This is a genomic window from Bradyrhizobium erythrophlei (assembly GCF_042430365.1).
In the GTDB taxonomy this organism is placed as follows: domain Bacteria; phylum Pseudomonadota; class Alphaproteobacteria; order Rhizobiales; family Xanthobacteraceae; genus Bradyrhizobium; species Bradyrhizobium erythrophlei.
In genome coordinates this window covers 1-25,311 of record NZ_JBHMET010000126.1, presented here as the reverse complement: position 1 = coordinate 25,311, position 25,311 = coordinate 1, and the positions used below count along the sequence as shown (strand labels likewise).

Annotated in this window: 22 protein-coding genes and 3 pseudogenes; 13 read left to right on the top strand and 12 right to left on the bottom strand. The window is 65.0% G+C overall.

Features of this window, described 5'->3' with window-relative positions; translation table 11 throughout:
• Positions 1 to 39: 39 nt before the first annotated feature.
• A complete protein-coding gene (gene chrA / locus ACFFWD_RS19275; RefSeq protein ID WP_376967963.1) occupies positions 40 to 1,431 on the bottom strand; it encodes a chromate efflux transporter in 1,392 nt (463 codons plus the stop codon).
• On the bottom strand, positions 1,431 to 2,249 hold the full coding sequence (locus ACFFWD_RS19270) for a chromate resistance protein ChrB domain-containing protein (protein ID WP_376967960.1): 819 nt from the start codon (positions 2,247 to 2,249) through the stop codon (positions 1,431 to 1,433). Before ACFFWD_RS19270 ends, chrA begins: the two co-directional genes overlap by 1 nt.
• 364 nt (positions 2,250 to 2,613) lie before the next feature.
• Between ACFFWD_RS19270 and ACFFWD_RS19265 the strand changes: the two genes are divergently transcribed.
• Both ACFFWD_RS19265 and ACFFWD_RS19260 read left to right on the top strand, forming a co-directional pair.
• Entirely contained in the window at positions 2,614 to 3,186 is a 573-nt protein-coding gene (locus tag ACFFWD_RS19265; RefSeq protein WP_376967957.1) for a hypothetical protein, read from the top strand.
• A gap of 24 nt (positions 3,187 to 3,210) precedes the next feature.
• On the top strand, positions 3,211 to 4,437 hold the full coding sequence (locus tag ACFFWD_RS19260) for an MFS transporter (RefSeq protein WP_376967954.1): 1,227 nt from the start codon (positions 3,211 to 3,213) through the stop codon (positions 4,435 to 4,437).
• An 18-nt stretch (positions 4,438 to 4,455) separates the two neighbouring features.
• Here the strand turns inward: ACFFWD_RS19260 and ACFFWD_RS19255 are convergent, their stop codons facing one another.
• Positions 4,456 to 5,340 carry a DUF1259 domain-containing protein gene (locus ACFFWD_RS19255; RefSeq protein ID WP_376967951.1) on the bottom strand — a complete coding sequence of 295 codons (885 nt, stop codon included), beginning with the start codon at positions 5,338 to 5,340 and terminating at the stop codon, positions 4,456 to 4,458.
• Between the two features lie 372 nt (positions 5,341 to 5,712).
• Between ACFFWD_RS19255 and ACFFWD_RS19250 the strand changes: the two are divergent.
• Together ACFFWD_RS19250 and ACFFWD_RS19245 are read left to right on the top strand one after the other, a co-directional pair.
• Positions 5,713 to 6,506: pseudogene (locus ACFFWD_RS19250) on the top strand (N-acyl homoserine lactonase family protein).
• A 184-nt stretch (positions 6,507 to 6,690) separates the two neighbouring features.
• Positions 6,691 to 7,559: pseudogene (locus ACFFWD_RS19245) on the top strand (DMT family transporter).
• A gap of 9 nt (positions 7,560 to 7,568) precedes the next feature.
• On the opposite strand, the gene ACFFWD_RS19240 reads toward ACFFWD_RS19245, so the two are convergent.
• Positions 7,569 to 7,763 (bottom strand): hypothetical protein, encoded by a 195-nt coding sequence (locus tag ACFFWD_RS19240; RefSeq protein ID WP_376967948.1) that lies wholly within the window; start codon positions 7,761 to 7,763, stop codon positions 7,569 to 7,571.
• A gap of 49 nt (positions 7,764 to 7,812) precedes the next feature.
• Complete coding sequence (locus tag ACFFWD_RS19235; RefSeq protein ID WP_376967946.1) at positions 7,813 to 8,970, bottom strand: MFS transporter; 1,158 nt, start codon at positions 8,968 to 8,970, stop codon at positions 7,813 to 7,815.
• 150 nt (positions 8,971 to 9,120) lie between these two features.
• On the opposite strand from ACFFWD_RS19235, the gene ACFFWD_RS19230 reads away from it, so the two are divergent.
• Positions 9,121 to 10,377, top strand: a complete 1,257-nt coding sequence (locus ACFFWD_RS19230; RefSeq protein ID WP_376967944.1) for an adenylate/guanylate cyclase domain-containing protein — start codon at positions 9,121 to 9,123, stop codon at positions 10,375 to 10,377.
• Between the two features lies 1 nt (position 10,378).
• Here the strand turns inward: ACFFWD_RS19230 and ACFFWD_RS19225 are convergent, their stop codons facing one another.
• The 4 genes from ACFFWD_RS19225 to ACFFWD_RS19210 all read right to left on the bottom strand — a co-directional run bounded on the left by ACFFWD_RS19225 (position 10,379) and on the right by ACFFWD_RS19210 (position 15,319).
• A complete protein-coding gene (locus tag ACFFWD_RS19225; RefSeq protein WP_376967941.1) occupies positions 10,379 to 11,620 on the bottom strand; it encodes an MFS transporter in 1,242 nt (413 codons plus the stop codon).
• Between the two features lie 148 nt (positions 11,621 to 11,768).
• Entirely contained in the window at positions 11,769 to 13,526 is a 1,758-nt protein-coding gene (locus ACFFWD_RS19220; protein WP_376967938.1) for a flotillin family protein, read from the bottom strand.
• A gap of 3 nt (positions 13,527 to 13,529) precedes the next feature.
• Positions 13,530 to 14,192: an OB-fold-containig protein gene (locus ACFFWD_RS19215; RefSeq protein ID WP_376967936.1), complete on the bottom strand. Its 663-nt coding sequence runs from the start codon at positions 14,190 to 14,192 to the stop codon at positions 13,530 to 13,532.
• Positions 14,189 to 15,319 carry a PspA/IM30 family protein gene (locus ACFFWD_RS19210; RefSeq protein WP_376967934.1) on the bottom strand — a complete coding sequence of 377 codons (1,131 nt, stop codon included), beginning with the start codon at positions 15,317 to 15,319 and terminating at the stop codon, positions 14,189 to 14,191. Before ACFFWD_RS19210 ends, ACFFWD_RS19215 begins: the two co-directional genes overlap by 4 nt.
• A 121-nt stretch (positions 15,320 to 15,440) precedes the next feature.
• Here ACFFWD_RS19210 and ACFFWD_RS19205 point away from each other — a divergent pair, with 121 nt between their 5' ends.
• Complete coding sequence (locus ACFFWD_RS19205) at positions 15,441 to 16,817, top strand: Nramp family divalent metal transporter (RefSeq protein WP_376967932.1); 1,377 nt, start codon at positions 15,441 to 15,443, stop codon at positions 16,815 to 16,817.
• Between the two features lie 9 nt (positions 16,818 to 16,826).
• On the opposite strand, the gene ACFFWD_RS19200 is transcribed toward ACFFWD_RS19205, so the two are convergent.
• On the bottom strand, positions 16,827 to 17,603 hold the full coding sequence (locus ACFFWD_RS19200; protein ID WP_376967930.1) for an arginyltransferase: 777 nt from the start codon (positions 17,601 to 17,603) through the stop codon (positions 16,827 to 16,829).
• An 85-nt stretch (positions 17,604 to 17,688) separates the two neighbouring features.
• Entirely contained in the window at positions 17,689 to 18,240 is a 552-nt protein-coding gene (locus ACFFWD_RS19195) for an RDD family protein (RefSeq protein WP_376967927.1), read from the bottom strand.
• 156 nt (positions 18,241 to 18,396) lie between these two features.
• On the opposite strand from ACFFWD_RS19195, the pseudogene ACFFWD_RS19190 reads away from it, so the two are divergent.
• Positions 18,397 to 18,873, top strand: a pseudogene (locus ACFFWD_RS19190) (DUF6151 family protein); the annotation flags it as partial.
• Between the two features lie 174 nt (positions 18,874 to 19,047).
• Here the strand turns inward: ACFFWD_RS19190 and hemB are convergent.
• Positions 19,048 to 20,109: a porphobilinogen synthase gene (gene hemB, locus ACFFWD_RS19185; protein WP_376967925.1), complete on the bottom strand. Its 1,062-nt coding sequence runs from the start codon at positions 20,107 to 20,109 to the stop codon at positions 19,048 to 19,050.
• Positions 20,110 to 20,295: 186 nt separating this feature from the next.
• Between hemB and ACFFWD_RS19180 the strand changes: the two genes are divergently transcribed.
• The 6 genes from ACFFWD_RS19180 (at position 20,296) to ACFFWD_RS19155 (ending at position 25,150) form a co-directional block, all read left to right on the top strand.
• Entirely contained in the window at positions 20,296 to 20,757 is a 462-nt protein-coding gene (locus ACFFWD_RS19180) for a DUF6163 family protein (RefSeq protein ID WP_376967922.1), read from the top strand.
• Between the two features lie 377 nt (positions 20,758 to 21,134).
• Complete coding sequence (gene ldtR, locus ACFFWD_RS19175) at positions 21,135 to 21,653, top strand: transcriptional regulator LdtR (protein WP_376967919.1); 519 nt, start codon at positions 21,135 to 21,137, stop codon at positions 21,651 to 21,653.
• A gap of 178 nt (positions 21,654 to 21,831) precedes the next feature.
• Positions 21,832 to 22,059, top strand: a complete 228-nt coding sequence (locus tag ACFFWD_RS19170; RefSeq protein ID WP_376967917.1) for a hypothetical protein — start codon at positions 21,832 to 21,834, stop codon at positions 22,057 to 22,059.
• Positions 22,060 to 22,077: 18 nt separating this feature from the next.
• The gene (locus ACFFWD_RS19165) at positions 22,078 to 22,299 is read left to right on the top strand and encodes a hypothetical protein (RefSeq protein WP_376967914.1); all 222 of its coding nucleotides are present in this window, start codon (positions 22,078 to 22,080) and stop codon (positions 22,297 to 22,299) included.
• Positions 22,300 to 23,210: 911 nt separating this feature from the next.
• Positions 23,211 to 23,570, top strand: a complete 360-nt coding sequence (locus ACFFWD_RS19160; RefSeq protein ID WP_376967912.1) for a hypothetical protein — start codon at positions 23,211 to 23,213, stop codon at positions 23,568 to 23,570.
• Positions 23,571 to 23,878: 308 nt separating this feature from the next.
• Positions 23,879 to 25,150, top strand: coding sequence for an adenylate/guanylate cyclase domain-containing protein (locus ACFFWD_RS19155; RefSeq protein WP_376967909.1), 1,272 nt, complete (start codon positions 23,879 to 23,881; stop codon positions 25,148 to 25,150).
• The last annotated feature ends 161 nt before the right edge of the window (positions 25,151 to 25,311 follow it).

Here is a 25,311-nt window from a genome sequence, read left to right as displayed (position 1 = left end):
TGGATTACGCCTTCGGCTAATTCACCCTACGGATATCGCTTAGATAATCCCCACCAGCCGGAACACGATCCCGGCGACGCACGAGCCCGCCAGCACCCACAGCATTCCGAGGTTGAAGCGGAAGATCGCGGTCGCCGCGGCGATCGACAGGATCAGTGCCGGGATATCGATGCTCGACGGCACCGGCATGTCGAACGACAGGCCGAGCGAGCGGACCGGCACGGTGTCGCGGAACAGCGTGTGCAGCGCGAACCAGATCGAGAGGTTGAGGATCACACCGACCACCGCGGCGGTGATCGCGGTCAGCGCCCCGGCGAGCCCCTTATTGCCGCGCAGGGTCTCGATGTAGGGCGCGCCGAGGAAGATCCAGAGGAAGCAGGGCGTGAAGGTGACCCAGGTCGCGAGCAGCCCGCCGAGCGTGCCGGCCAGCATCGGCGACAGGCCGTTGGGATCGCGGAACGCGGCCATGAAGCCCACGAATTGCAGCACCATGATCAGCGGGCCCGGCGTGGTCTCGGCCATGCCGAGGCCGTCAAGCATCTCGCGCGGCCCGACCCAGTGATAATGCTCGACCGCCTGCTGGGCGACATAGGCGAGCACCGCATAGGCGCCGCCGAACGTCACCATCGCCATCTTTGAGAAGAACAGCGCGATCTGGCTGAACACATTGGCCTGTCCAAGCCCGATCAGGAGGGCTGCGACCGGCACCAGCCAGAGCAATAGCCACGTCGTGCCGACGCGAAACGCGCGCGACACGCTGGGGCGGACATGCTCCGGGAGCTCTTCGCCGAACAGGCTGTCGACCGCCGCTTTCTTGCCGTTGCCGCCGCCGTGCTCGGTGGCCGCGAATTCCGCCCGGCCGCTGCGGGCCCCGAGATAGCCGATGATGCCGGCGCCGATGATGATGACCGGGAAGGGGACGGCGAAGAAGAAGATCGCGACGAAGGCGACCGCCGCGAGGCCAATCATGACGTTGTTGCGCAGCGCGCGCTTGCCGACGCGTACCACGGCCTGGACCACGATCGCGAGCACCGCGGCCTTGAGCCCGAAAAACAGCGCCTCGACGAAGCCGACATTGCCGTAGGCCGCGTAGATGTAGCTCAAGGCCATGATGGCGATGATGCCGGGCAGGATGAACAGGCCGCCGGCTACGATGCCGCCGGCGGTCCGGTGCAGGAGCCAGCCGATATAGGTCGCAAGCTGCTGCGCCTCGGGCCCCGGCAGCAGCATGCAGTAGTTCAAGGCATGCAGGAACCGGCTCTCCGAGATCCAGTTCTTCTCCTCGACCAGGATGCGGTGCATCACCGCGATCTGGCCCGCAGGCCCGCCGAAGCTCAGGCAGGCGACACGCAGCCAGACGCGGACAGCTTCGCCGAAGCTGATGCCGTGGCCGGCGTCGCCGCCGGCCGCCTCATTCGTCGTCGCATCCATTACGGTTTTGCCTTGTTGGTCGGCCAATTGTGGGTTTCACCCGACGCGTCGCGGCACCAGCGATAGAAGGCGTCGTAAAGCAGCATGCCGGCCTCGAGCTGCTCGAGGTCGTCGTCATAGATCCGCGACAGTCCGAGCGAGGCCGCAAGCAGTCCCGGCGCCTCGGGCGACAGGTCGAGCCGCGCCGTATCGGCGCCGCGCACCATGGTGGCAAGCCGCAGCAGCGGCGGTGTGGCGAGGCCGAACTCCTCGATCATGACATCGAAGGTGCAGAGCTCGCCGCGGTGGCTCCAGAACACGTTCTCGATGTCGAATGGCGCGGCATTGAAGCGCTCGCCGACGGCGATCACCTCCGATGGTGCCACGAACAGGAACACGGCATTGGGATCGACGAAGCGGCGGATCAGCCAGGGACAGGCGATGCGGTCGATCTTCGGCCGCGCCCGCGTCACCCAGACGGTGCGCCCCTTAGCGTCGCGCGGTGGCAGTTTCGACGTGTTCACCAGTGGAAGCTTGGCAGCCTTCCACGCTTCGAATCCGCCTTCGAGGGCTTCGGCCGATACGTGGGCGTGCCGCAGCCAGGCCGCCGTACCCTGCGCGAGCTTCTCGCCGCGCAGACATACGACAACCGCGGAGCGGCCGGCATACTCGCTGCCCCAGTCGGCGGCCTGTCGATGATCTCGCCTGACCGCTCCCGGGATCAGCCGTGGATCGGCGGCGAAATCCTCTTCGGTCCGGACGTCGATCAGGGCAGGCGTCTTCGCCGTTCCGATCAGTCGGAACAGCTTGTCGTTCGATATTTGGGTATAGGATGACATGGTGCGTCCTCGCAAAAGTACGACGGGACGCGATACTTGGGCATGTCGCCTCGTGGGGAGATCGCTTAATCCCCATGGCCGGAATTAACCGCGAGCGACGGGGACTGTCAACTTGTTCCGACCGACCCGGATATTCGTGCGAGCCTTGCCAAGGCATCCGTTCCGCCCTAGCTTATCTGCATCGGGGATAAAGCAGGCTCCTCAGACGGCCGACCGTCCAAGCTCTGCGCACCACTCGACGTGTCGAGGATTGCGCATGGAACGGTACAGGCGGAAATTTTTCTCTCACAGCAAATCGATTCTGTTGGCAGTTCTCGCTGCGTGTTGTGCCGCGGATTTCGCATCCGCGCAGACAGGAGCTGCCATGATCGAGATTGAACGCATGACACTGGGCGCGCCGCCCGCGGGATTTAGCTTTGGACGCACGGGGCAAGGGGCTGGCGGCGAATGGACCGTAACCGCCGATCCGACCGCGCTCGGCGGCCGCGCGATCGAGCAGTCCTCGACCGATCGCACCGACCATCGGTTTCCTCTAGCGATCCATGAAAGCCTGTCGGCCGTCAATCTCGAGGTCGTGATCCGCTTCAAGGCCGTCGCTGGCAAGGTGGATCAGGCCGGCGGCGTCGCGGTGCGGCTTGCCGATGCCGACAACTATTACGTGGCGCGCGCCAATGCGCTTGAGGACAACGTCCGCTTCTATCGCGTGGTCGCCGGCCGGCGCGAACAGCTGGCCGGCGCAAACCTGAAGGTCACGCCGAACGAATGGCACCGGCTCTCCCTGCGCGCCGAGGGGCCGCGCTTTACCGTTTCCTATGACGGCAAGGCGTTGTTCAGTGCGAACGACCCGACCTTTGCGAATGCCGGGGGCGTTGCGCTGTGGACGAAGGCCGACAGCGTCACGCGTTTTGATCAGATGACGATCACGCAACTGCCGTGATCAAATAGCAGCCGGACGGGACATATGGCGAGCATCGCGACGGAATCTGAGACATCGAGCAAGGCATCGCTGATCGCGCTGCTCTACGCAGCGCGGGCGCTGCGCGGCTTTGGCGACGGCTTTGCCATCATCATCCTGCCCGCTTACATGACCGCGCTCGGTTTCGACGCCGTCGCCGTCGGGCTCGTCGCGACGGCATCGCTGCTGGGGACGGCAGCGTTGACGCTTGCCACCGGCTGGATCGCGCCGCGCTTCGACCTGCGCCTGCTGCTGCTGTTCGGCGCCGGCCTGATGATCGCGACTGGACTGGCATTTCCCAATGTCGAGCACCTCACCCTGATCGCGCTGGTCGGCTTCATCGGCACGGTTAATCCGTCCAGCGGCGATCTCGGCGTCGCCGTGCCGCTGGAACACGCCGTGCTGGCGCGCACCGCATCCAGCGAACGGCGTACGCAGGTGTTCGCACGTTACAGCCTGATCGGTGCGCTTTGCGCCGCGGCAGGTTCGCTTGCGGCATCCCTACCGGACGTCCTGATGTCCGCGGGCGCGACACGGCTCGGGGCGTTCCGGGCGATGTTCTATGGCTATGCGGCGCTGGGGCTGATTTGCGCGCTGCTCTACCGGCGGGTGCCGCACGCCCGCGCCGAGGAGAAGGGGGCGACCGCGGCGCTCGGGCCGTCCCGGCGCACGGTGTACAGGCTGGCGGCGTTGTTCAGCGTCGACGCCTTCGCCGGCGGCTTCGTTGCACAGTCGCTACTGGTGCTCTGGCTGTTCCAGCGCTTCGATCTTTCGCTGTCGGCGGCCGGCCTGTTCTTCTTCTGGTCGAGCACGCTGAGCGCGTTCTCTTATCCGGTCGCGGCCTGGATCGCCAGGCGCGTCGGCCTCGTCAACACCATGGTGTTCACCCACATCCCCTCCAGCGTGTTCCTGATCCTCGCCGCGCTTGCGCCGAACCTGTATGTCGCGCTCGGGCTGTTGCTGCTGCGCGCCGCGCTGTCACAGATGGATGTGCCGACCCGCACCTCCTACGTGATGGCGGTGGTCACGCCGCCGGAGCGGCCGGCGGCCGCCAGCGTCACGGCCGTTCCGCGCAGCCTCGCTTCAGCGATCAGCCCGGCGATCGCAGGTGTGCTGCTGACCACGGCATTCCCCGGACTGCCGCTCGTCATTTGCGGTACCCTCAAGATCGCCTACGACCTCGCGCTCCTGTTCTCGTTCCGCCACATCAAGCCGCCGGAAGAGGTTGGCTGATCCGGCCGGAGCGGGGCGTCAGCGTTGCGCGACCGCGGTCTTGTCGAGCGCCGCACGGATTCCGCGGGCGAGCTTCACCGCATCGTCATTGGCCCAGAAGTGGATGAAGAACAGCCGGGGCTCTTCATTGAGCATGTGGCTGTGGATCGCCGTCACCTCGATGTCGCCGGTGCGCAGTTGGCGGATCAGCGGATTGACCTCGTCGCCGGTGACGAGGAAGTCACCGGTGATCGCGGCCTTGCCATTGCCGGTCGGTTGGAAATTGATGGCGTTGGCGCCGCCCATCGCAGTGGTGACCTGCATCCCGCCTTCCTTGACCGGATCGCGGCGGGGAATCCCGAATTGATAGACGCCGCCATTGACGGTGCCCTTGGCGGCCATCGCGGCATCGATCTTGGCGGTGTCGAGGTCGATGGCAGGTGCGGGGCCGGCGGTCGTCGCCGGTGGATCGAACGGCGTCTTGCTCGCCGACAGCGCTGCGCGGATCGAAGCGGCCATCTTCTCGGGATCGCCGTGGCCGCCGATATGCATGTGGAAGGTTGCCGGCGAGGCGCGAAGGACGTGGTTGTGGATGGCCGTGACATCGAGCCCGCCGTCCAGCAGCTTCGTCATGACAGGCGTGACTTCGGTCTCGAGCAGGACGAGGTCACCCATCACCATGGCTGCGTCATGCATCGGTGCGAAGGCGACCCAGCCCCCGAGGGTCAGCGCCGGCTTGATCGTCACCCCGTCCAGGGTGACGTGGAGGTCGGAGCGCGGCAGGCCGTAGCGATGGACCTCGCCGCTGACGGCCGCAGTCTTGCCGAGCGCGGCATCGACCTTCTTCCAATCGATCTCGGCCGCGCGGGCCGACGTGGACAGCAACGCGCCCGCCAGCACGAGTGACGTGAGCACATGTTTCATGGCGTTCTCCTTCCGCTCATCGCCCGGGCCACGGCAAGGCTCTCGCGCTGCATGGTGCAGCGCGGCGGCCGGGGCGATTTGTGACTCGATGTGAGATTGATCCGGACATGCGCGCGCCCTCGTACAAAACGGGACGCGATACTTCGGCATGTCACCTCGTGAGGGGATCGCAACGCCCCCAATGCCCGAACTACAGCCAAATCGTCGTGACCTGTCAACGAGCGCCGTGGACGGCGGGCGCTCCGGCGCCTTAGAATTCGCCCGCAGTTGACCTATATTCGGCGCCAAACCGGGATATTCCCAACAGCCTGATACGCACTCACTTTCAATTGACCAATGGGGGGCAACGTGAAGAAGGCAATCGGTCTTGCGATGTTGCTGTGTGTCATCTGCGCACCGCGCGCGGACGCCCAGCCATCGGGCGTCGAACGGCTCTACATCCTCAATTGCGGCGAGGGCGTTGCGGGTGACATTTCACGCTGGTCGCCGGGCGTGAATGAGGGCAAGTCGATGGACTTCGTCGACAGCTGCTATCTGATCAAGCACGCCAGGGCTGGTTTCTGTGGGACACCGGCATCCCCGATGCGGTTGCCGACATGCCAAACGGCCTTGCGCCGGCCGATCCGAAGGCGGTGACGTGGCGGCGGCCGAAGACGCTCGCCGCGCAGCTCAGCGAGCTCGGGGTGAAGCCGTCCGACATCAAGGCAATGGCGGTCTCGCACACCCATCCCGATCACATCGGCAATGTCGAGATGTTCCCGAGGGCGATGCTCTATGTGCAGAAGGCGGAGTATGAGTGGCCCGGCACCAACAACGTGCCGCGCTTCGAGCCCGAGCATCCCGTCACCAGGCTGGAGGGCGATCGCGACGTGTTCGGCGACGGCAGCGTCGTCATCCTGTCGACGCCGGGCCATACGCCCGGTCACCAGTCGCTGTTGGTGACGCTCAAGAAGACCGGCGCCGTCGTGCTGACCGGCGACGCCGTCCACTTCAAGGGCAATTGGGACAATCGCGGCGTGCCGGCGATGAATGTCAGCAAGGAGCAGACGCTGGCTTCCATGCAAAAGATCGCGGATACGCTGACCAAGGACAAGGCGCAGCTCTGGATCAACCATGACAAGGCCCAGCGCGACGGCCTGAAGATGTCGCCGGACTTCTACGACTGAGCCTCGCCAGTGACGCCTTGCGCAGCGCTGCTGACATCTGCCGCCATGTGCGCCGACGATCGCGCGCTCCACAATGTTTTGCAGTCGCCGATCTTGCGAGCGGTGGCAGTGACGCGGAAGTCTTCGATCGGCCTCGCGCATCAGGAGGGCCTGTCCGCGCGCATGGCGACGCAGGGAGGCAGTCGTGACCGAGTGGTTCGGCGTTGCGATCGCATTGATCTCGAGCAGCCTCGGCGGCACCGCGGCGGCGATCACGCGCTATCTCGCCGGCAATACCGATCCGATCACGCTCGCGATCCTGCGCTGGGCCATCGGCTTTCTCTGCGTGCTGCCTGCGGCGATCCTGCTGCGCGCAAAGTGGCCGCAGCGCGAGGACTGGCCGGCGGTCGCCGCGCTCGGCCTTGCGTTCTTCGGCGTGTTCTTCGTGCTCTACAACATCGCGATCTCCTATACGACCGCGGCGCGCGCAAGCCTGGCACGGCGACGCTGCCACTCTCGACCATGGTGGTCGGCGCGCTGCTCGGCATCGAACCGCTCTCGCTGCGCAAATCGATCGGCGTCGTGATTGCGGTGCTCGGGGTCGGCGCGGCGCTTGCCTCCGGATTATCAGCGGCGCCGCCGGGCGCGTGGCGCGGCGAGCTGATCATGATGGCGGCCGTGCTGTGCATGGCTTTCTACAATGTCTGGTCGCGGCCGTTCATCCGCCGCTCGAGCGCGCTCGGCTTCCTCACCGTCGGCATGGGCACGGGGGCTCTGGCGCTTGTGGTCGTCGGCGCGTTGAGCGGCAGCGTCGCGACACTCCGCGATTTCAACACCGCGCAGTGGATCGCGGGACTCTATCTCGGCGTCGCCGGCGGCGCGCTGGCCTTCATCCTCTGGGTGCTGGCGCTGGAGCGGGCATCACCGACCCGCGTCGCCAACACCATGACGGTCAATCCGATCGCCGCGGGGTTGCTCGCGACCCAGCTCGTCGGCGAACCGATCACGCCCAATCTTGTCGTCGGGCTCGTCGCGGTGTTTGCCGGAATCTGGGTCGCGACGTCCGAGCGCTAAGGAGCCGGATCAGCTGCGGGGCGCCGACGGCGTCGTTGCGGACGGCGGCGCGGGGCTGTGCTTCGGCTTCTGCGTGCCCGCGTAGAACGACAGGGTGAAGACCAGGATCAGGCAGATCAGATAGACCGCATAGGACTGCGGCGGCTTGATCGCCCATTGCAGGAAGCGTGGGATCGGGCCTTGCGGGCCGGGGTCGTTGTCCATGGCGTCGTTGTGCGCCAAAGCAGGCGCGGAGGAAAGACGAAATCGGCGACTATTCGCTCGCGCGCTTGCCATCAAGCAGGAGCAGCGCGACGAAGGCGGCAAGGCTGAGCACGGACGACACGATCAAGACGCGGCTGCCGATCTCGTCGATCAAAAGTCCGAAGGCGAGCGGGGCAGCTGCCTGCGCCATCCGCGCCGGGGCGCCGATGATGCCGAGCCGGTAGGCATAGTTCCGCGGACCGAAGATCGCGAGCGGCAGGGTGCCGCGCGAAATCGTCAAGACGCCGTTGCCGGCGCCGTGGAACACCGCAAACACGCTTGCCGCGCCGCCGCCCCACAGGCCGACGATCGCGGCTCCGATCGGATGGGTAAGGCAGGCCAGCCGGGTCGACAGCAGCGGGTGATAGCGGCTGAGCAGCGCGGCCTCGACGATGCGGGCTCCGACCTGCGCCGGGCCGATCAGCGCGCCTGCGGCGATCGCCGTGACCGGCGTGGCGCCGGCCGCCTCCAGGGTGCGCGGAAAATGCGCCGCCATGGCACCGGTAACGGTCCACGCGGTCGCGAAGGTGAATGCCATCAGGATCATCGGGCGGTCGATCGGGATGTGCGGCTTGACCGCGTTCGCGACCGCCGCCTTCGCGCCTGCGACCGGCGGCAGCATCAGCCAGTTGATCGGCAGGCCGATCAGGATATGGGCCGCGGCCCAGGCAAAGCAGGTGTCGCGCCAGCCGATATGGGCGAGCCCGAGCGCGGTCAGCGGCCAGCCGACGGTCGAGGCAAAGCCCGCGATCAGGGTGATGCCGGTGATCGGACCGCGCGCCGCCTCGCCATAGATGCGGCCGAGCGCACCGAAGGCGGCGTCATACAGGCCGTAGCCCATGCCAATGCCGAGCAGCAGCCAAGCCGCGGCCAACACCGGGATCGACGTTGCAAATCCGAGCAGCACGAGGCCGCCGGCGATCGTCAGATTGGAGGTCGACAGCACCGAGCGGCCGCCGACCAGATCAATCTGCCGTCCGATCCCCGGGCCGAGCAGCGCCGAGATCACCAGGGCGGCGGAGAAGGCGGCGAAGATCCAGTTCGAGGAGACGCCGAGATCGCGGGCGATCGGATCGGCGAGGATCGCGGGAAGGTAATAGCTCGACGCCCAGGCCAGCGTCTGTGTGGCGCCGAGCGCCAGGATGATCGGGAGCTGCCGGGCACTCATGTCGCCGCGTTGATCCTCTGCCGGCAGTCACACGCCGGTCTTGCGTTGTTGAGCATGCATTTGCATCCGTCACAGAACCGTCGTCAAGCTCGTGCCGGGCATGCGGCGAGCAGGCTTCCTCCTGCGGGAATTGCCCGGCATAATCCAAGTATGGAACTCACGCCCCGCCTGCGCCTGATGAACTGGCTGGTCAACCAGGGTCTCACGGGCCTGCCCGAGAATGACCTGTTGCGCGGCTTCTGCGAGCGCTGCCGGGCCGAAGGCCTCCACCTGTCGCGCGGGATGGTCTTCATCGATACGCTGCATCCGATTTTCGAGGGGCGCGGCTTTCGCTGGAACGACGCCGAGACCAACGAGAGCGACGTATTCGAATATGGCTCGACCAATGAGGGCGAAGCCGCGGACGCGTGGCGGAATTCGATCTTCTATCACATGCTCGAAAACGGCCATCGGGAGCTGCCGGTCGACTTCGCCGGCGGCGGCTACAATTTCAAATTCATGGGGGACCTCGCCGAGAAAGGTCACAAGCATCTGGTGGCCTATGTGCACCAGTTCGGCGAGGCCGGCACCATGGGGCTGATGGATTGCGTCTATTCCTACTGGACGACCCGGCGCGATGATGGCTTTGGCGCGCAGGGGCTGGAGGCGCTGCGCGACCTCGTGCCGGTGCTGGGGCTTGCGATCAAATCCGCGGCGCAGGCGGATATCACAAGGACGCTGGGCCGGGTCTATCTCGGGCGCGACGCCGCCGAGCGGGTGCTGGGCGGCCGGATTGCTCGCGGCGTCACCGAGCGCATCAATGCGGTGCTGTGGTTCTCGGACCTGCGCGGCTCGACCGCGATCAGCGAAAGCATCGGGCCGGACGAGATCATCCCGTTCCTCAACGACTATGCGCAGGCCTCGATCGACGCGATCCATGACGCCGGCGGCGAGGTGCTGAAGCTGATCGGCGACGGCGTGTTGGCGATGTTTACCCATGAGAACATGGCGAGGGCGAAACGCGCAGCGCTCCGCGCCGAGCACCGCTTCCGGCGCAACATGACGATGCTCAACGCTCGCCGCGCGGCGGAGGGCAGGCCGGTGACGTCGGCCCATGTCGGCCTGCATGTCGGCGAGGTTTTTTACGGAAATATCGGAAGCGACGATCGGCTCGACTTCACCGTGGTCGGGCCTGCTGTCAACGAGGTCAGCCGCATCGCCTCGATGTGCCGCTCGGTCGACCGCGAACTGCTGACGTCGACCGCGTTCCGCGCCGAACTCGACGCCGCCGGACGCAACTATCTGGTGTCGACCGGCCGCTTCGCCCTGCGCGGCATCAGTCGCGCGCAGGAGCTTTACACGCTCGATCCGGACATTGCCGCCGATGAGATCGTCGGCGGCAAATACGAGCGGTATCTGGCTGGCTGATCTAGCACCGCGCTGGCTCGCCCACCATGTCGGGCTGCCGCGTCAGCGAGACCGCAGGCGACATCAGGATCACCAGCGCCTGGACGGCGAAGATCGCGGCAGCGAGGTAGAGGCAGGCTTCGGCGCCATAGAGGCCGCCGACGATGGCGCCGAGTGCGGAGCCGAGCGGGCGGGCGCCATAGCTCATGATGTTGATCGCCGAGACGCGGCCGAGCAGCGAGGGCGGTGTCACCGACTGCCGCAGTGTGGTCGTCGAGATCACCCACAGGATCGGGCCGACGCCGAGCAGGAAGAAGCTGAGCCCTGCGAGCAGCGGCGTCGGGATCCAGGTCGTCAGCGCCATCACGGCGGCGGCGACGAAGCCGGTCACCGGGCCGAGCCCGATCACGGTGCCGAAGGCGAGCCGCCGCATCACGCGGGTCGCAAGCAGCGCGCCGACCACCATGCCGACGCCGTACATCGCCAAGGTCGTGCCGACGCCGGTCGCTGACAGCCCGAGATGGCGCACGGCATAGGGCACGAACACCGCGAGCAGCAGGAAGGAGGCGGTGTTGAAGATGAACTGGGTGATGAAGACCGGCCGCAGCAGCGCGTGATGCATCACGAAGGCGGCGCCTTCCTTGATGTCCTGCAGCGGGTGACGCTGCGGTGCGGGCGGCCGCGCCGGCTCGTAGATGCCGGCGAGCAGAACCACGGCAATCGCCGAGAGCGCCGCGGCGAAGCCGAACGCAGGCGCCGCGCCGACCCAGCCGACGAGCACGCCGCCGAGCGCCGGCCCGCTGGCGAACGCCACGGTGCGTGCCAGCTCGATCCGCGCATTCGCCGCCGGCAATTGCTGGGATGTCACTAGTGACGGCACCAGCGCAGGTGCTGCGACGCTATAGGCGACCGTGCCGCAGACGGCGATGAAGCCGAGCAAGGCGAGCAGCGGCAGGGTCATCAGGCCGAGCCAGATCAACAGCAGGATCGCCGCAAGCGCGGCCGCCCGCAGCGCCTCCGAACCCGCCATCACCCAACGCCGCGACACGCGGTCGGCAAGCAGGCCGGCGGGAATCGCGAACAGGATGAAGGGCAGCGTCAGGGCGGTCTGCAGCAGGCCGGTCTGGCCCTCGCCGACGCCGAGCAGCAGCACGGCCACGATGGGGGCGGCCGCGAGCGCGATCTGCTCGGCGGATTGCGCGGCGAGGTTGGACCAAGCCAGGCGGTTGAAGGTTGCGGGGAGGCGAGGCGTATCGGCGGACATGGCAGATTCCTGTGAATTTCGATCTGGCCATAGTGTGTGGTTGGAAGACGCGCGAACCCACCCGTTTCCCGACAACGCCAAGCAAAAGGCCCGCCGAGGGGTTCGGCGGGCCGTTCCGATGTGAGAATGCCAGAGCTCGCTTAGATCATCACTGCGGTTTGGGACCCGCGGCGAGCTGGCCTGTGATTGTGCCGACGATCGCCGCAGGTTGGATTTCATTGGCGATTGCGGGGGCCTCGGCGGCAGCCTCTGCCCTCCGTTGCGCAAGCGCACCGGTCAGGCTGGTCAGCGCATCCGGTCCGGCCGGGAAACCCGCTTCGGAGAGGATCTTGTCGATCATCGGCTTGAACGCCGAAACCGATAAGAGCTGCGCGGCGAGACCGTCGCCGAGCCCGAGGCCGCCATTGCCATTGGCATGACCGTTGCCGCCACCGCGGCCAAGCATGCTGCCGGTGTCGAAGATTCGGATGTCGGAAATCTTCTCGATCGGCTTGACCGCTTCGGCGAGCGCGCTCGGGATAACGTTGATGCGGGCGAGGTTGAGGTCGTAGGCGATCATTTCTGCGCTGAGCTTGTTGCGCGCTTCCGCCTTCATGGTCGCGACTTCAGCCTCGGCCTGGCCGAGTGCCTTGACGCCGGCGGCGCGGGTGGTGGCAGCGGCCGCATCGGCCTTGGCCAGTACGTTGGTGGCTTCCGCCTTGTTGGCGGCGGCTTGGCGTTCAGCCTCGGCCATCACCGTGATCGGCATCGCGTTGGTTTCGGCGACCTTGCGCGCGGCGATCACGTTGATGATCTTGTCGCGCTCTGCAACCTCGGTGGCGCGGGCGGTGGTGACCTTTTCCTCGGCCGCGATCGCGACTGCGCGTGCGGTCTCGGCGATGGTCTGCGCCTCCGACTGCTCCTTGTTCTTGTTGGCGACGACGATCGCGGCCTCCTGCGCCACGATCTGGAGATCCCGCTCCATTTCGGTGGTGCGGCGCTTCACCGCGAGATCCGCTTCGATCTTCCGAGTGTCGCGAGCCTGGTTCGCCTCGGTCTGCTTGTTGGCGACCGCGAGCTCCTGCTGGATGCGATATTCGGCTTCGTTCTGCAACGCGGTCTGTTCGACCTGCGCCGTCTGCGCGCGCATCGCGGCGGTTTTGTTGGCGATGTCGCGCTGCTGCGCAAGCTCCGCCTCGCGCTTGGTGCTTTCGATCTGCAGTGTCGTCTGGCGTGCCACCAGGTCCTGCTGCGCGATGTTGACCTCGGTGGTGCGGACGATCTGGTTGCGCTCCTGCTCGCGCTGTTTTGTGATTTGGGTCAGCGTGGTGAGGCCGTGGGCGTCGAAGAAGTTACTCGGGTTGAAATGCTTGATGTCGCTCTGGTCGAGCCTTGTCAGCGACACCGATTCAAGCTCGAGACCGTTGTTCTGGATGTCGGCGCCGACCGCGTCCTGCACCGCCTTGACGAAGGTCGCGCGTTGCTCTTGCAACTCTTCGAGGTTCATGGTCGCGGCGACCGAGCGGAGGCCGTCGACGAACTTCGCCTCGACCAGCTCGCGCAGCTCGGCCGCATCATTCGTGCGGTTGCCGAGCGTTTGGGCGGCGAGCGCGATCGAGGAGGAGTCGGGCTTGACGCGGAGATAAAACTCGGCGCCGATATCGACGCGCATGCGGTCCTTGGTGATCAGCGAATCCGGGCCGCCGCGCGCGACCTCGAGCCGTAGCGTCTTCAGGTTCACCGCGGCGGTCGAATGGAAGATCGGCAGCACCATCGAGCCGCCGTCGAGCACGACCTTCTGGCCGCCGAGGCCGGTGCGCACATAGGCCTCATCGCGCGTCGAGCGCTTGTACAGTTTTGCGAACAATAGGCCGATGACGAGGATCGTAACGACGCCAATGGCGACGGGTACAGCAAGTTCCCACATGTGTTATGCCCTGTTGGAAGATTGTTGTTGGTCAATGAGGTCGGCGGGAGCAGCAATCGCGATAAAGCTTTTGGCGTCGCGGTCGACCAGCAACACGCTGGCGCCGACCGGCAACGCGGTAGAATCCTGTCCGGCACGCGCCGACACAGTGTGCCAGTTGCCGAAGACATCCTTGAGACGGACGCGGCCGGGCAGGCCCTGGTCGAGCGGGCCAACCGTGACGGTCGCGACCTTGCCGACGAAGTCGTCCTCGCTTACCGCATAGCTTTCGTCGCGCGGAATGACGCGCGCGAGGCCGCGGCTCGCGTTCCTGATCATGGGAATGCTGCCTGCCGCTGCAGCCACGGCGACGATCGACACCGGAATCGCGGTGCCGACGATATGCGCGAGGCCTTGTAGGAGGAATCCGGAAATCGAGAAGATGCCAAGCACCAGGATGATCAGGATCAGGAGGGGAAGCCGCCCGGCGTTGATCCAGAGAAACAGGCCGCTGAGAGCACTGGGGCTCTCGGCCTCGACCGCGAAATCCTTGCCGATGAGTTCGCTGATCGAAAGTCCGATCATGGTGCTCAGCAGCTCGATGCCGCCCAGGGTCACCATGATCGCTGCCGCGACCGCAAAGGGCCGCACGTCCGGGGCGAGCAGAAGTTCGCCAACTGCACTCATTTTTGTGACTTGATCCTTTCAAGCCGCGCTGCGATTTCCTTTTCGCGGTGCAGGCGATCGAGTTCGTCGAGCTCCTTTTCGCCGAGCATGCTCGAGGCGGGAACGCCGGTTACCCGCGCGATCGCCGCCATGGCACGCTCAGCACTCAATGTATTGGTCGGCGATGGTCCCCGGCCGGTTTCCTGCTGGGCCTGCGACATCATGCTTTGCTCGAGATCGGCCAGTTGGGCTTCCGCCTCGCGGCGCGCACCAAGCATCGCCTGCAAAGCCTTGGTCTGCTCGTCGATTTCCAGCTCGATGAAGTCCATCGCGCGTTCCAGCGCGATCACCTGGGATTCCAGATCAATTTGCCGTGCGACGCCGGCGCGGGCGAGATCCTCGCGATTTTCCGCAATTGCGAGACGAATCTTTTCCGTGAGACTCACCGTCTCCGCATCGAGTTCTTCGCGCCGCTTCTTGAGGCGAAACTCTTCGGCGCGCGATTTGCCGAGCGCGTAGCGCGCCTCGTCGGCGCCGGCGTCGATCTCGCGGATCGCCTGCTTGACCAGCGCCACCTTGTTGTTGTTCTCGGCGTTGTCGATGGTCTGGCTCGCAATGGCGGCAAGAAGCCGGCCCATGCGTGCAAGGATGCCTTCGTGAAGCATGGTCATCTCCTCCGGTTGTGCTGATTTGGATTTGACGGCGATGTGGATTTCGTAGCCGCGTCCATCCGAGACCAAGTGCGCCGGGAAGGGGCTTTCCCAGCCCGACGCATATCCCGGCACTTCGAACGGCACCAAGACGCGTCCGCTGACAGTGCTAATGGTCAGTGAAGTTGGGCCCTTGATTGCAAACAACTTGTCGTCGAGCGGTATCCGACGGACGGCTGCACCTGCGACATAGTTGGCGCGGTCGCGCAGTCCGAGCGTCACCAGCCGGGCGGGCAGGCCGGTCTCCTTCCGGATGGTTTCGTAGGCCTGGGCATGGAGCGAAACGAGATTGGCGCCGCTTGGCGCGACCTCGGCGAGGATCGCCATCATCCGGTCGTAGGCCGCGAACGTCGCCTCGATCGCCTCGATGGCGGAGGGATCGGGGACGAGGGCGTAGCGCAACGTTGCGGTCGGCGTCTCGACGGGCGGCTTGATCATGTCTCAAACGTAAAGTACTTCCCTAGTGCTTTACAAGGAGTGCCGCTGGTATCATTTTCGTGAGCCTAGATGCAGTTGCAAATGAGTTGCATTAAGGGGCGAGTTCGGCCATCCTCGCCGGATGGACGCTCGCACGCCTGACCTGTCGGCCGTTTCGCTGCCCAAATCTGTGCCGGATAGCGCCGGCTGGCGGGGCGATGCCGGCCACCCGCGGAGCCTGCCGGAGGTGAACGCGACCGTCGAGGTGCCCACGGGTGGCCTGTGGTGGCGCCGGCTCCTGGCCTTCGCCGGACCGGGCTACCTGGTCTCGGTCGGCTATATGGACCCCGGCAATTGGGCCACCGACCTCGCCGGTGGCTCGAAGTTTGGCTACACGCTGCTCTCGGTCATCCTGCTCTCGAATGTGATGGCGATCGTGCTGCAGGCGCTCGCCGCGCGGCTTGGCATCGCCACCGACCGCGACCTCGCGCAGGCCTGCCGCGCCACCTATTCGCGTCCCGTCAACTTGCTGCTGTGGCTTGCTTGCGAGGCCGCGATCATCGCCTGCGACCTGGCCGAGGTGATCGGCACCGCGATCGCACTGAAGCTCCTGTTCGGCATCCCCCTGATCGGCGGTGCGCTGCTCGCCGCCCTCGATGCCTTCCTGCTGCTGCTTTTGATGAACCGCGGCTTCCGCTTCCTCGAAGCCTTCGTGATCGCGCTCTTGATCGTGATCGCCGTCTGCTTCGTCGTGCAGATCGCGGCTGCCGCACCGCCGGTCGCTGCCGTGATCGGCGGCTTCCTGCCGTCGCGCACGATCATCACCAATCCGGAGATGCTCTACATCGCGATCGGTATCATCGGCGCGACCGTGATGCCGCATAATCTTTATCTGCACTCCTCGATCGTGCAGACGCGCGCCTATCCGCGCACCGAGGAGGGGCGGCGCGACGCGATCAAATGGGCGACGACGGATTCCACCATCGCGCTGATGCTGGCGCTGTTCATCAACGCCGCGATCCTCGTCGTTGCGGCGGCGACCTTCCACAAGAGCGGCCATTCCGACGTCGCCGAGATCGACCAGGCGTTCGAGCTGTTGTCGCCGCTGCTCGGGCTCGGCATCGCCTCGACGCTGTTTGCGGTGGCGCTGCTGGCCTCCGGCCTCAACTCGACGGTGACGGCGACGCTGGCCGGCCAGATCGTGATGCAGGGCTTCCTCGACCTGCGGCTGCCGGACTGGGCGCAGCGGCTCGTCACGCGGGGCATCGCGATCGTCCCCGTCATCGCCGTCACCGCGCTCTATGGCGACAGCGGCACGGCGCAACTGTTGGTATTCAGCCAGGTCGTGCTGTCGATGCAACTGCCGTTCGCGGTGATCCCACTGGTGCGGTTCGTCTCCGACAAACGCAAGATGGGCCCGTTCGCGATTCCGGCGACCGTCGCCGCGGCGGCGTGGATCATCGCCGGCGTGATCGTAATCCTGAACCTGAAGCTGCTCGCCGATACCTTCTTCGGCTAGGGCGACCGCTCAGTCCTGCGGCTCCGCCAGCTGTTCGCCGGTCGCATCGACGCGCAGCCAGCCGCTCGGCGCGAGCCGCTGCTGTGGCAGGAAGCGGCCCTTGTAGTCCATCTTCTTGGAGCCCTCGATCCAGTAGCCGAGATAGACGTAAGGCAGCCCCTGCCGGCGGGCGCGGGCGATGTGGTCGAGGATCATGAAGGTGCCGAGCGAGCGGCTTTCCTGCGACGGCTCGAAGAATGAGTAGACCATCGACAGCCCGTCGCTGAGCACGTCGGTCAGCGCCACCGCCAGCAATTCGTCGCCGCGGCCGGTGATGCCGCTGTCGGCATTGCGCTTGCGGTATTCGATGATGCGGGTCTCGACGTGGCTGTCTTCCACCATCATCGCGTAGTCGAGTACCGTCATGTCGGCCATGCCGCCGTGACGGTGGCGGCGGTCGAGATAGGCGCGGAAGATCGAATATTGCTCCGAGGTCGGCACCGCGCTGCGCTGCTCGCCGATGATGTCGGCGTTGCGGGCGAGCACCTTGCGGAAGTTGCGGGTGTGGCGGAATTCGTTGGCAATCACCCGGACCGAGACGCAGGCCCGGCACTGGTCGCAGGCCGGGCGGTAGGCGATCGACTGGCTGCGGCGGAAGCCGCCATGGGTCAATAAGTCGTTGAGATCGCCGGCTTTGTCGCCGACCAGATGCGTGAACACCTTGCGCTCGTGCCGGCCCGGCAGATAGGGGCAGGGCGAAGGCGCGGTCAGATAGAACTGCGGAGTATCACGCGAGTGCTGGGTCACGTCAGGTCGTCAGGCTCCAAATTCAACAAGGCAGCCAATCTAGCATCGCCTCCCGAAGGTTAACGGTCAATTGGTTTAGGCGGGCCTAATAGGCCCGCGCCGCCGGCGCCACCTGGGTCCGGACCGACCGGTTGATCATGACGGTTCCGAGGATGATGTCGTGCAGCAGCCTCCGCCGGCCATTGAACAGGCCGACCAGCAGGACCAGCGGCGACAGGAACGACACGGTTGCCCAGAACAGCACGGCGTGGGTGGCGCCGAGCACGAAATAGCCCGGCGCGCCGTACCAGGTGCGGAGCTCGAGATCCATCACGCGCATGCCGATCGTCGCCGAATGCGGGCCGCCGATCGAGGAGCCGTAATAGACGATCGCCCAGATGATCGAGGCCGGCGACACCAGCCAGAACAGCGCCCAGCCGAGGCCAAGGGTGACGACGCCGAACACGGCGATGAACAGCACCGCCAGGATCACCGGGACCGACAGCACCACGAGGTCGATCAGGAACGCAAACACGCGCCGCGTCAGCACGCCGCGGAACAGCTCCGGCTGTTCCCAGGGATCGAATGCGTGGGGCGGAACGCCGCCGTCATTGCGCCAGGTGCCGCCGCCATTGGAGCCCGAGCCGCTGTAAGACATGACCAACCTCCGAAGAATGTCACGCGCAGGACATGGGAACCAGCCACGCGGCTGCAAGCCCGCACGAACATTAACAAGCCGAAATATTCCGGCGATTCCGCGGCCGGAACCATCAGCGCCGGTGTATGCTGGAGGTTGAGTGAAAGCGGGGGACACATGGGCACACGAATCGAGTTGCGCTGCCGCTGCGGAGAGGTTCGCGGCGTCGTCACCAACCCGTCGCCGCGGACGGTCAATCGCGTCGTCTGCTATTGCGACGACTGCCAGGCCTTTGCGCATCAGATCGGCCGCGCCGATTGGCTCGATGCCAATGGCGGCACCGACATCGTCCAGGTCGCGCCTGACACGCTCAGTTTCGTGCAGGGCCACGACAAGATCGCCGGCGTGCGGCTGACGCCGAAGGGCCTGTATCGATGGCACACGACCTGCTGCAACACGCCGGTCGGCAATACGCTGACGCCGGCCGTTCCCTTCGTCGGGATCGCAGTGCAGGCGTTTGACGGCGGCGCGCCGTGCGCGGACGAGGCGTTCGGCAAGCCGATCGGCGCGATCCTCGGCAAATACGCGATCGGCGAGCCGCCGAAAGGGTCGACAGGGTTTCACCTGTCGCTGATGCTGCACGCCATCGGCAAGGTGCTGGGCTGGCGCCTGCGCGGAAAGGCCTGGCCGCATCCCTTCTTCAAGCGCGGGACCGGTGAACCGGTCTATCCGCTGACCGTGCTGTCGCAGGAGCAGCGCGAGGCGCTCCGTCCGCTGTGCGGGCCGCGTCCGACGGCGCAGGCCGCACGCCGCACGCCGCGCATAGGCTTACGATTGCGCCTTGATCTTCTCGGCGGCGATCGGCGCGAAATAGGTCAGGATGCCGTCGGCGCCGGCGCGCTTGAAGCCGATCAGGCTCTCCATGATGGCGCGCTCGCCGTCGATCCAGCCATTGGCTGCGGCACCGGCGATCATCGCGTATTCGCCCGACACCTGGTAGACGAAGGTCGGCATCGCGAACGTGTCCTTCACGCGGCGCACGATGTCGAGATAGGGCATGCCGGGCTTCACCATCACCATGTCGGCGCCTTCGGCGATGTCGAGCTCGACCTCGCGCAGCGCCTCGTCGGAATTGGCGCTGTCCATCTGGTAGGTGCGCTTGTCGCCGGTCAGCGTCTTGGCCGAGCCGATCGCGTCGCGGAACGGGCCGTAGAAGGCGGAGGCGTATTTCGCCGCATAGGCCATGATCTGCACGTCGACGAAGCCGCTGTCGTCCAGCGCCTCGCGGATCGCGCCGACCCGGCCGTCCATCATGTCCGACGGCGCGATCACGTCGCAGCCGGCTTCGGCCTGCGTGAGCGCCTGCTTCACCAGCACCGCGACCGTCTCGTCGTTGAGGATCTTGCCGTCGGCGAGCAGCCCGTCATGGCCGTGGCTGGTGAAGGGATCGAGCGCGACGTCGCAGAGCACGCCGATGTCGGGAAACTCCTTCTTGATCGCGCGCACCGACTGGCAGACCAGATTTTCGGGATTGAGCGCTTCAGAGCCCGCTTCGTCGCGCAGGGACGGTTCGGTGAATGGGAACAGCGCGATGCAGGGGATGTTGAGCTTGGCCGCGCGCTCGGCGTCGCGAACGATCTGGTCGACGGTCAGCCGCTCGACGCCAGGCATCGATGCGACCGGGGTGCGGGTGTTGTGGCCATCGACCACGAACATCGGCCAGATCAAATCGTCAGTCGTCAGCACGTTCTCGCGCACCAGGCGGCGCGCCCATTCCGACTTGCGGTTGCGGCGCGGCCGGACCACGAGGTCGAGCGACGGCGGGGCGAGGGTGGTCTGGCGCCGCGGCGCGTCGCGCATTTCGATCGGGCGCCCGAATTTGATCGCCATATTGTGTCTCCCCGACAGTCGGCTGGTCTGGACCTGATATAGTTCCAATTCTAGCACTTTTCAGGGGCCGCCGTCATTGTGCCCTCGGCGCGCCTGATTTGCCGCAACGGCAATTGATTTTACCCTTCCGGCGGGCCAAGACTGCGGCCATGAACCCTCAACGGCAGCCTCTGCGCGGCGATTCTCATGTCTGACACCTCTGCGCGTGATCAGGCGCGGGACAGTGCCATTTCGGTCGGGGCGATCTCGTCGGATCGTATCGAGCCGGACGAGAATGCGTGGACGCGGCGGCTCGTCATCTTCCTGCGCATCATGGCGGTCGTCTCGATCGCCAAGGGCCTCTACCACTGGGCCCAGGTGACCGGCTTCGTCGGCGGCGAGGAGGAGGCATTCGAGAACCAGTCGATGGCCTGGCAAACCGCCACGATCTATTTCGCGGTGATCGAACTCGTCGCCGCCGTCGGGCTGTGGCTCGCAACGCCGTGGGGCGCGGTGGTGTGGCTCACGACCGTGGTGTCGATGGCGGTCATCGAACTGATGTTTCCGGGCATCTATGGCGGCAGCCTGACCGTGGTCGCGTTCGAGGCCGTGATGCTCGCTGCCTATCTTGCGCTCGCCTGGATGGCGGCGCGCGAACGGCCGCCGTAGGAGTTGCGTGATCCCTCGCGAGCGATGTGGCGCACGCGCGCTCCGATAAATTTTTCAGAGAATTTTCGGGTAACCGTTCGGTGACCGTAAAGGGTTCCATCACACCTCTTACGCGGTCGTTTCGAATTCAAACGATGCTGTTTCCGAATGCGACAGGGGAGGCAGACGAAGCGTGAACAAACGGCTTCGCACCGTCAATGAAAAGTTGCGAAAAGTCCTTGATCCACGGGCTTAATCCGCGATTCACTGTCTTAAATTCATGATCTCTTTATTCTCTTATTTAAGCTGATCTTCAAACGGCCCCCTTACGTTGGACCTATCAGGCGGGACACAAGTTTCGTCGCATAAGTCGAAAAAACGACAACAGGGGAAGTGTCATGATGAAAGCCGTTGCGACAACGGCGGTGGAAACCGCTGATCGCGCTGCCAGCCAGTCGCCTGTGCAGCCGCTCTATCTCGAAGCACTGACTTTGGTGGAGCGGCTGCACCGCCGGCTCCTCGACGTCATCAAGGACGAGTTCGATCGCCGCGGCCGCGCCGACATCAACTCGGTCCAGGCGCTTCTGCTTTACAATATCGGCGACAAGGAGCTGACCGCCGGCGAGCTGCGCACCCGCGGCTACTATCTCGGCTCCAACGTCTCCTACAATCTGAAGAAGCTCGTCGAGCTCGGCTTCCTCGATCATCAGCGCTCGCGCGTTGATCGCCGCTCGGTCCGCATCCGTCTGACCGCTCAGGGCCAGGAAGTCCGCCGCATCGTCGACGCGCTCTACCAGAAGCACGTCAAGACGGTCGAGCAGGTCGGCGGCATCTCGAACGAGGAGTTCGCGAGCCTGAACAAGTCGCTGCATCGCCTCGAGCGGTTCTGGACCGACCAGATCCTGTATCGCCTCTAAGAAGCCACCCTGTTGCCTAGCGGCCAAGCCGGCGGTTGAAGAAGACCGGCAGCCACCTCCAGAAAGCGCATCGGCCGTGCCCGGCCGCTGCTTCGTTTTTGCACTGCGAAATAAACCTTACAGCGTGGGAACCAACCTGCGCCCTGGGGCTTATCCGTCGGTTACGGAGAGCCCCGTCGTGCTGATCGAGCGTGAAATCCAGGTGGTAAATATCGAGGTGGTTGGCGATGCCTATGCCATCGCCTCGAATTACCTGCGCAGATCCGGCGCCATTCCCGACAGCTTCGCGACCAACGAGCGCCTGCTCGGGATCATCGTGAAGCTGTTTCAGCGCGGCGACACCAACCGGATCCGTCTCGCCAACAAGGCGATCGCCCAATTCGAGGCCGAGACGCTGATCGCGTAAATGCAATCGGAGAATCCCATGGAAGCCGCCATCGACCGGATCATGCAGACCTATGATCTGCTGCTCAATCGCACGACCGCCGCAAGCGACGATGCGAGGGCGAAGGTGACGGAGTATGTGCGAACGCTGTTCGAGGCGGGCGAGAAGGACACGCACCGGCTGACGGTCTGCGGGCTGACCTATCTGCGTCAGCTCGACGGCAGCACGGATCATGTGAAGGCCGGGTATACGGGGCTGTAGGGGCCCTCACTCCCTCCACGTCATTGCGAGGAGCAAAGCGACGAAGCAATCCATCGTCCAGCATATGCGGAGGGATGGATTGCTTCGCTTCGCTCGCAATGACGAGCGGGATGATCTGATTCAACTGTCAAACAGCGATGAGGATGCACGTCCGCATTCTCGCGACGTGAATCGTCCGAGCTTTGCGTTTCGTTCGCCCTCTTGGAGAACAGAGGGCGCAGGGAAAGCCGGGTGCCGATTGCACCCATGGGCCCTGTGCAACAAAAAGCACAGGGGTAGGACCACAGGTGAAACCGGAAACATCCCGGCTTTCCCTGCGCGATGGTTTTACGGTTTCCTTCGTGCTCTCCCCGGCGAGACCGGGCTTTTTTGCCACCGTCATCTGCAAGAAGCGTTAGCCTTTGCTGATGAGACACCAGCCACTGGGGCGTCAGGACCACACGACTTCGCCGTCCGCGTCATGCGCACTCGTCAGTTGCGTGCTCCGCGTCCACCGCATCTCAACCCAACACTCGTGACGATCGCGAAGCGCCCTCAATCGGGTGAGACGGGCGGATTCATAGACTGATTTTCGTTTCTTGAAAACAGAAATATTTTTAGCGTGGGCACTTGCCCCGTCGGGCAAATCAGTGGCATGGGGCGGGTGAGCCATCATTTGCCGCGTCACCCGTGCTGAGCCGCGGATCTTGGCTGCGCTCGTCAGACGCGGACATGAGACCTGCCATCGGTTCGGAGGTTGGCCGCTTGTCAGGGGAGACCGGAAGTGCCCGCCGCACGGTCAAACGACGGGAATCGCCCAGACGGCGTCGTTCTCGCGGCGCGGCCGGCCTTCGGAATACTACCCCCAATGCGCCCTTTTGAATCTCACAGAGGGATCTAAAATAGCCGGAATGCTATCCGGGCTTGTTATATTGGCAGCACTGGTGCTGTCAGGTTCTGTCGCCGCGGCACAGCAGGCGGGCAATCCCTGCGCCGGCGATATTAAGACACTGTGCGCCGGCATTCAGCCCGGCGAAGGCCGGATCAAGGCCTGCATAAAATCGCATTTGACCGCCCTGTCGCCGAGCTGCGAGGACCGCTTGCTCACGGTGGCGGTGACCGGGAAAGTGTGCAAGACCGATGTTACGAACCTGTGTGCCGGTATCGTGCCGGGCACCGGTGGTATCAGAGCCTGCATAAAGTCGCACATGGCGGAGGTGAGCGATCCTTGCAGGGATGCGATGTCCCAGGCCGCGGCGGGCAAGAAAATCTTGGGACGCGGGGATCTCTAGAAATCATTATCCGGCGAGCGTTGGCTGATCGTCGACCACCATTCCTTGTCGCTTCAATAGTTGCTGGTCACCAGGAGGTCGCTACGTCCTCCAGGTGAATGGCCAGGTGCAAGGTTCCGAGCACCAGCGCTATCGGGGCAAAGCGGACATCGGCCGGTCGTTTGGCGCCTTTTTCCAGTGGAAGTGATCACGTCGGTCAGCGGCGACGTTGGTCTCCGCAGGAGAAAGAACGTCTGGTGGCGGCAATGATGGTGCCATGTTACGCTTTCATCGCCATCGACCCTGTGCAGCCGAGAGGACAACATCGGATGGCGAATAGCGCTTTTGAGGAAGAAGCGGCGCGCGTTGCCGCCGTTCGCAGCTACCAGATCATCGGCACCGCGCCGGAGCCGGATTACGACGACCTCGCCCAAGTCGCGGCGCAGACCTGTGGCTGTCCTGCCGGACTCATCAACATCTTGGATGACGCCTCGCTCTACTCGAAGTCGCGCTACGGCATCCCCTACAGCGGCGAGCCGCTCCCGCGTGAGCTCTTCATGTGCTCGACCGCGGCGATTGGCTCAGACATCCTCGAAGTGCCGGATTGCGCGGCGGATGAGCGCTTTGCTCATCTCCCTGTCGTCGAGCACGACCCGCATGTGCGGTTTTACGCGGGGATGCCGCTGGTCAATAGCGACGGCTATCACCTCGGCAGCCTCTGTATCCTCGACTTCAAGACGCGCGAGCCGCTCACCTTCGAGCAACGCGACGCGCTAAGGACGCTCGCGCGCCATGCGGTGACGCTACTCGAGCTGCGGCGCACTCTTTTCGAGCTCGAGCGGGCGCGCCAAGAGGCCGCTGCGGAACGCGAGAAGTCGGAGCGGTTGTTGCGGTGCATGTTGCCGGATTCCGTGGCGCAAGAGCTGAAGGAAAACCAACGGGTCGCACCCCGTTTTTTCGATTCCGCCAGCATCCTGTTCGCCGATTTCGAAGCGTTCACGCGCCATGCTGAGCGCACTGAGCCCAAGGCGCTCGTCGAACAGCTCAACGAATTCTTCTCCATGCTGGACCAGATCGCGCGGCGCCACGGGCTCGAGATGCTGAAGACGATCGGCGACGCGTATATGTGCGTGGGCGGCGTGCCCGAGCCTCGCCGCTCGCATCCCGTCGACGCTTGCCTGGCGGCGCTCGAGATGCAAGGCGAGATGGACGCGGCCAATCGGCGTCGCGACCGCTTTCGCCTTCCGCGCTGGGACATCCGCATCGGCATCCACAGCGGGGCGGTGATCGCCGGCGTCGTCGGCCAGCGCCGCTTCACCTACGACATTTGGGGTGATGCGGTTAATGTCGCAGCCCGCATGGAAGGCGCCGGCGCGGCGGCGCGCATCAACGTCTCGGAGACGGTCTATCATCGCACCTGCACGCTCTTCGACTTTGAGCCGCGCGGCAGCATCGAGGTGAAGAACAAGGGGCCTCTTGAAATGTTCTACCTCTCCGGGATCAAACGCGAGCTCGCGGGGGACGAAGCGCGGCGCCAGCCGAACGCCGTTTTCGACATAGAATGCGCGCGACTCTTTCCCCGTCGCCCCGGCGCGAGGTAGCGAGTCGACAACCTGCGGCAGATCTTGAGCGCTGGAAGGAGGGCGCGAGTCCGGATATCGCCCTAAGCGACGTGCTGCACCGTCGCAAGACCTCGGTCGCGAACGGGGCATAGATGGTGTAACGGGCCGCCGGCTGGCCGCGGTGGTTAAGGCGGCGAGAA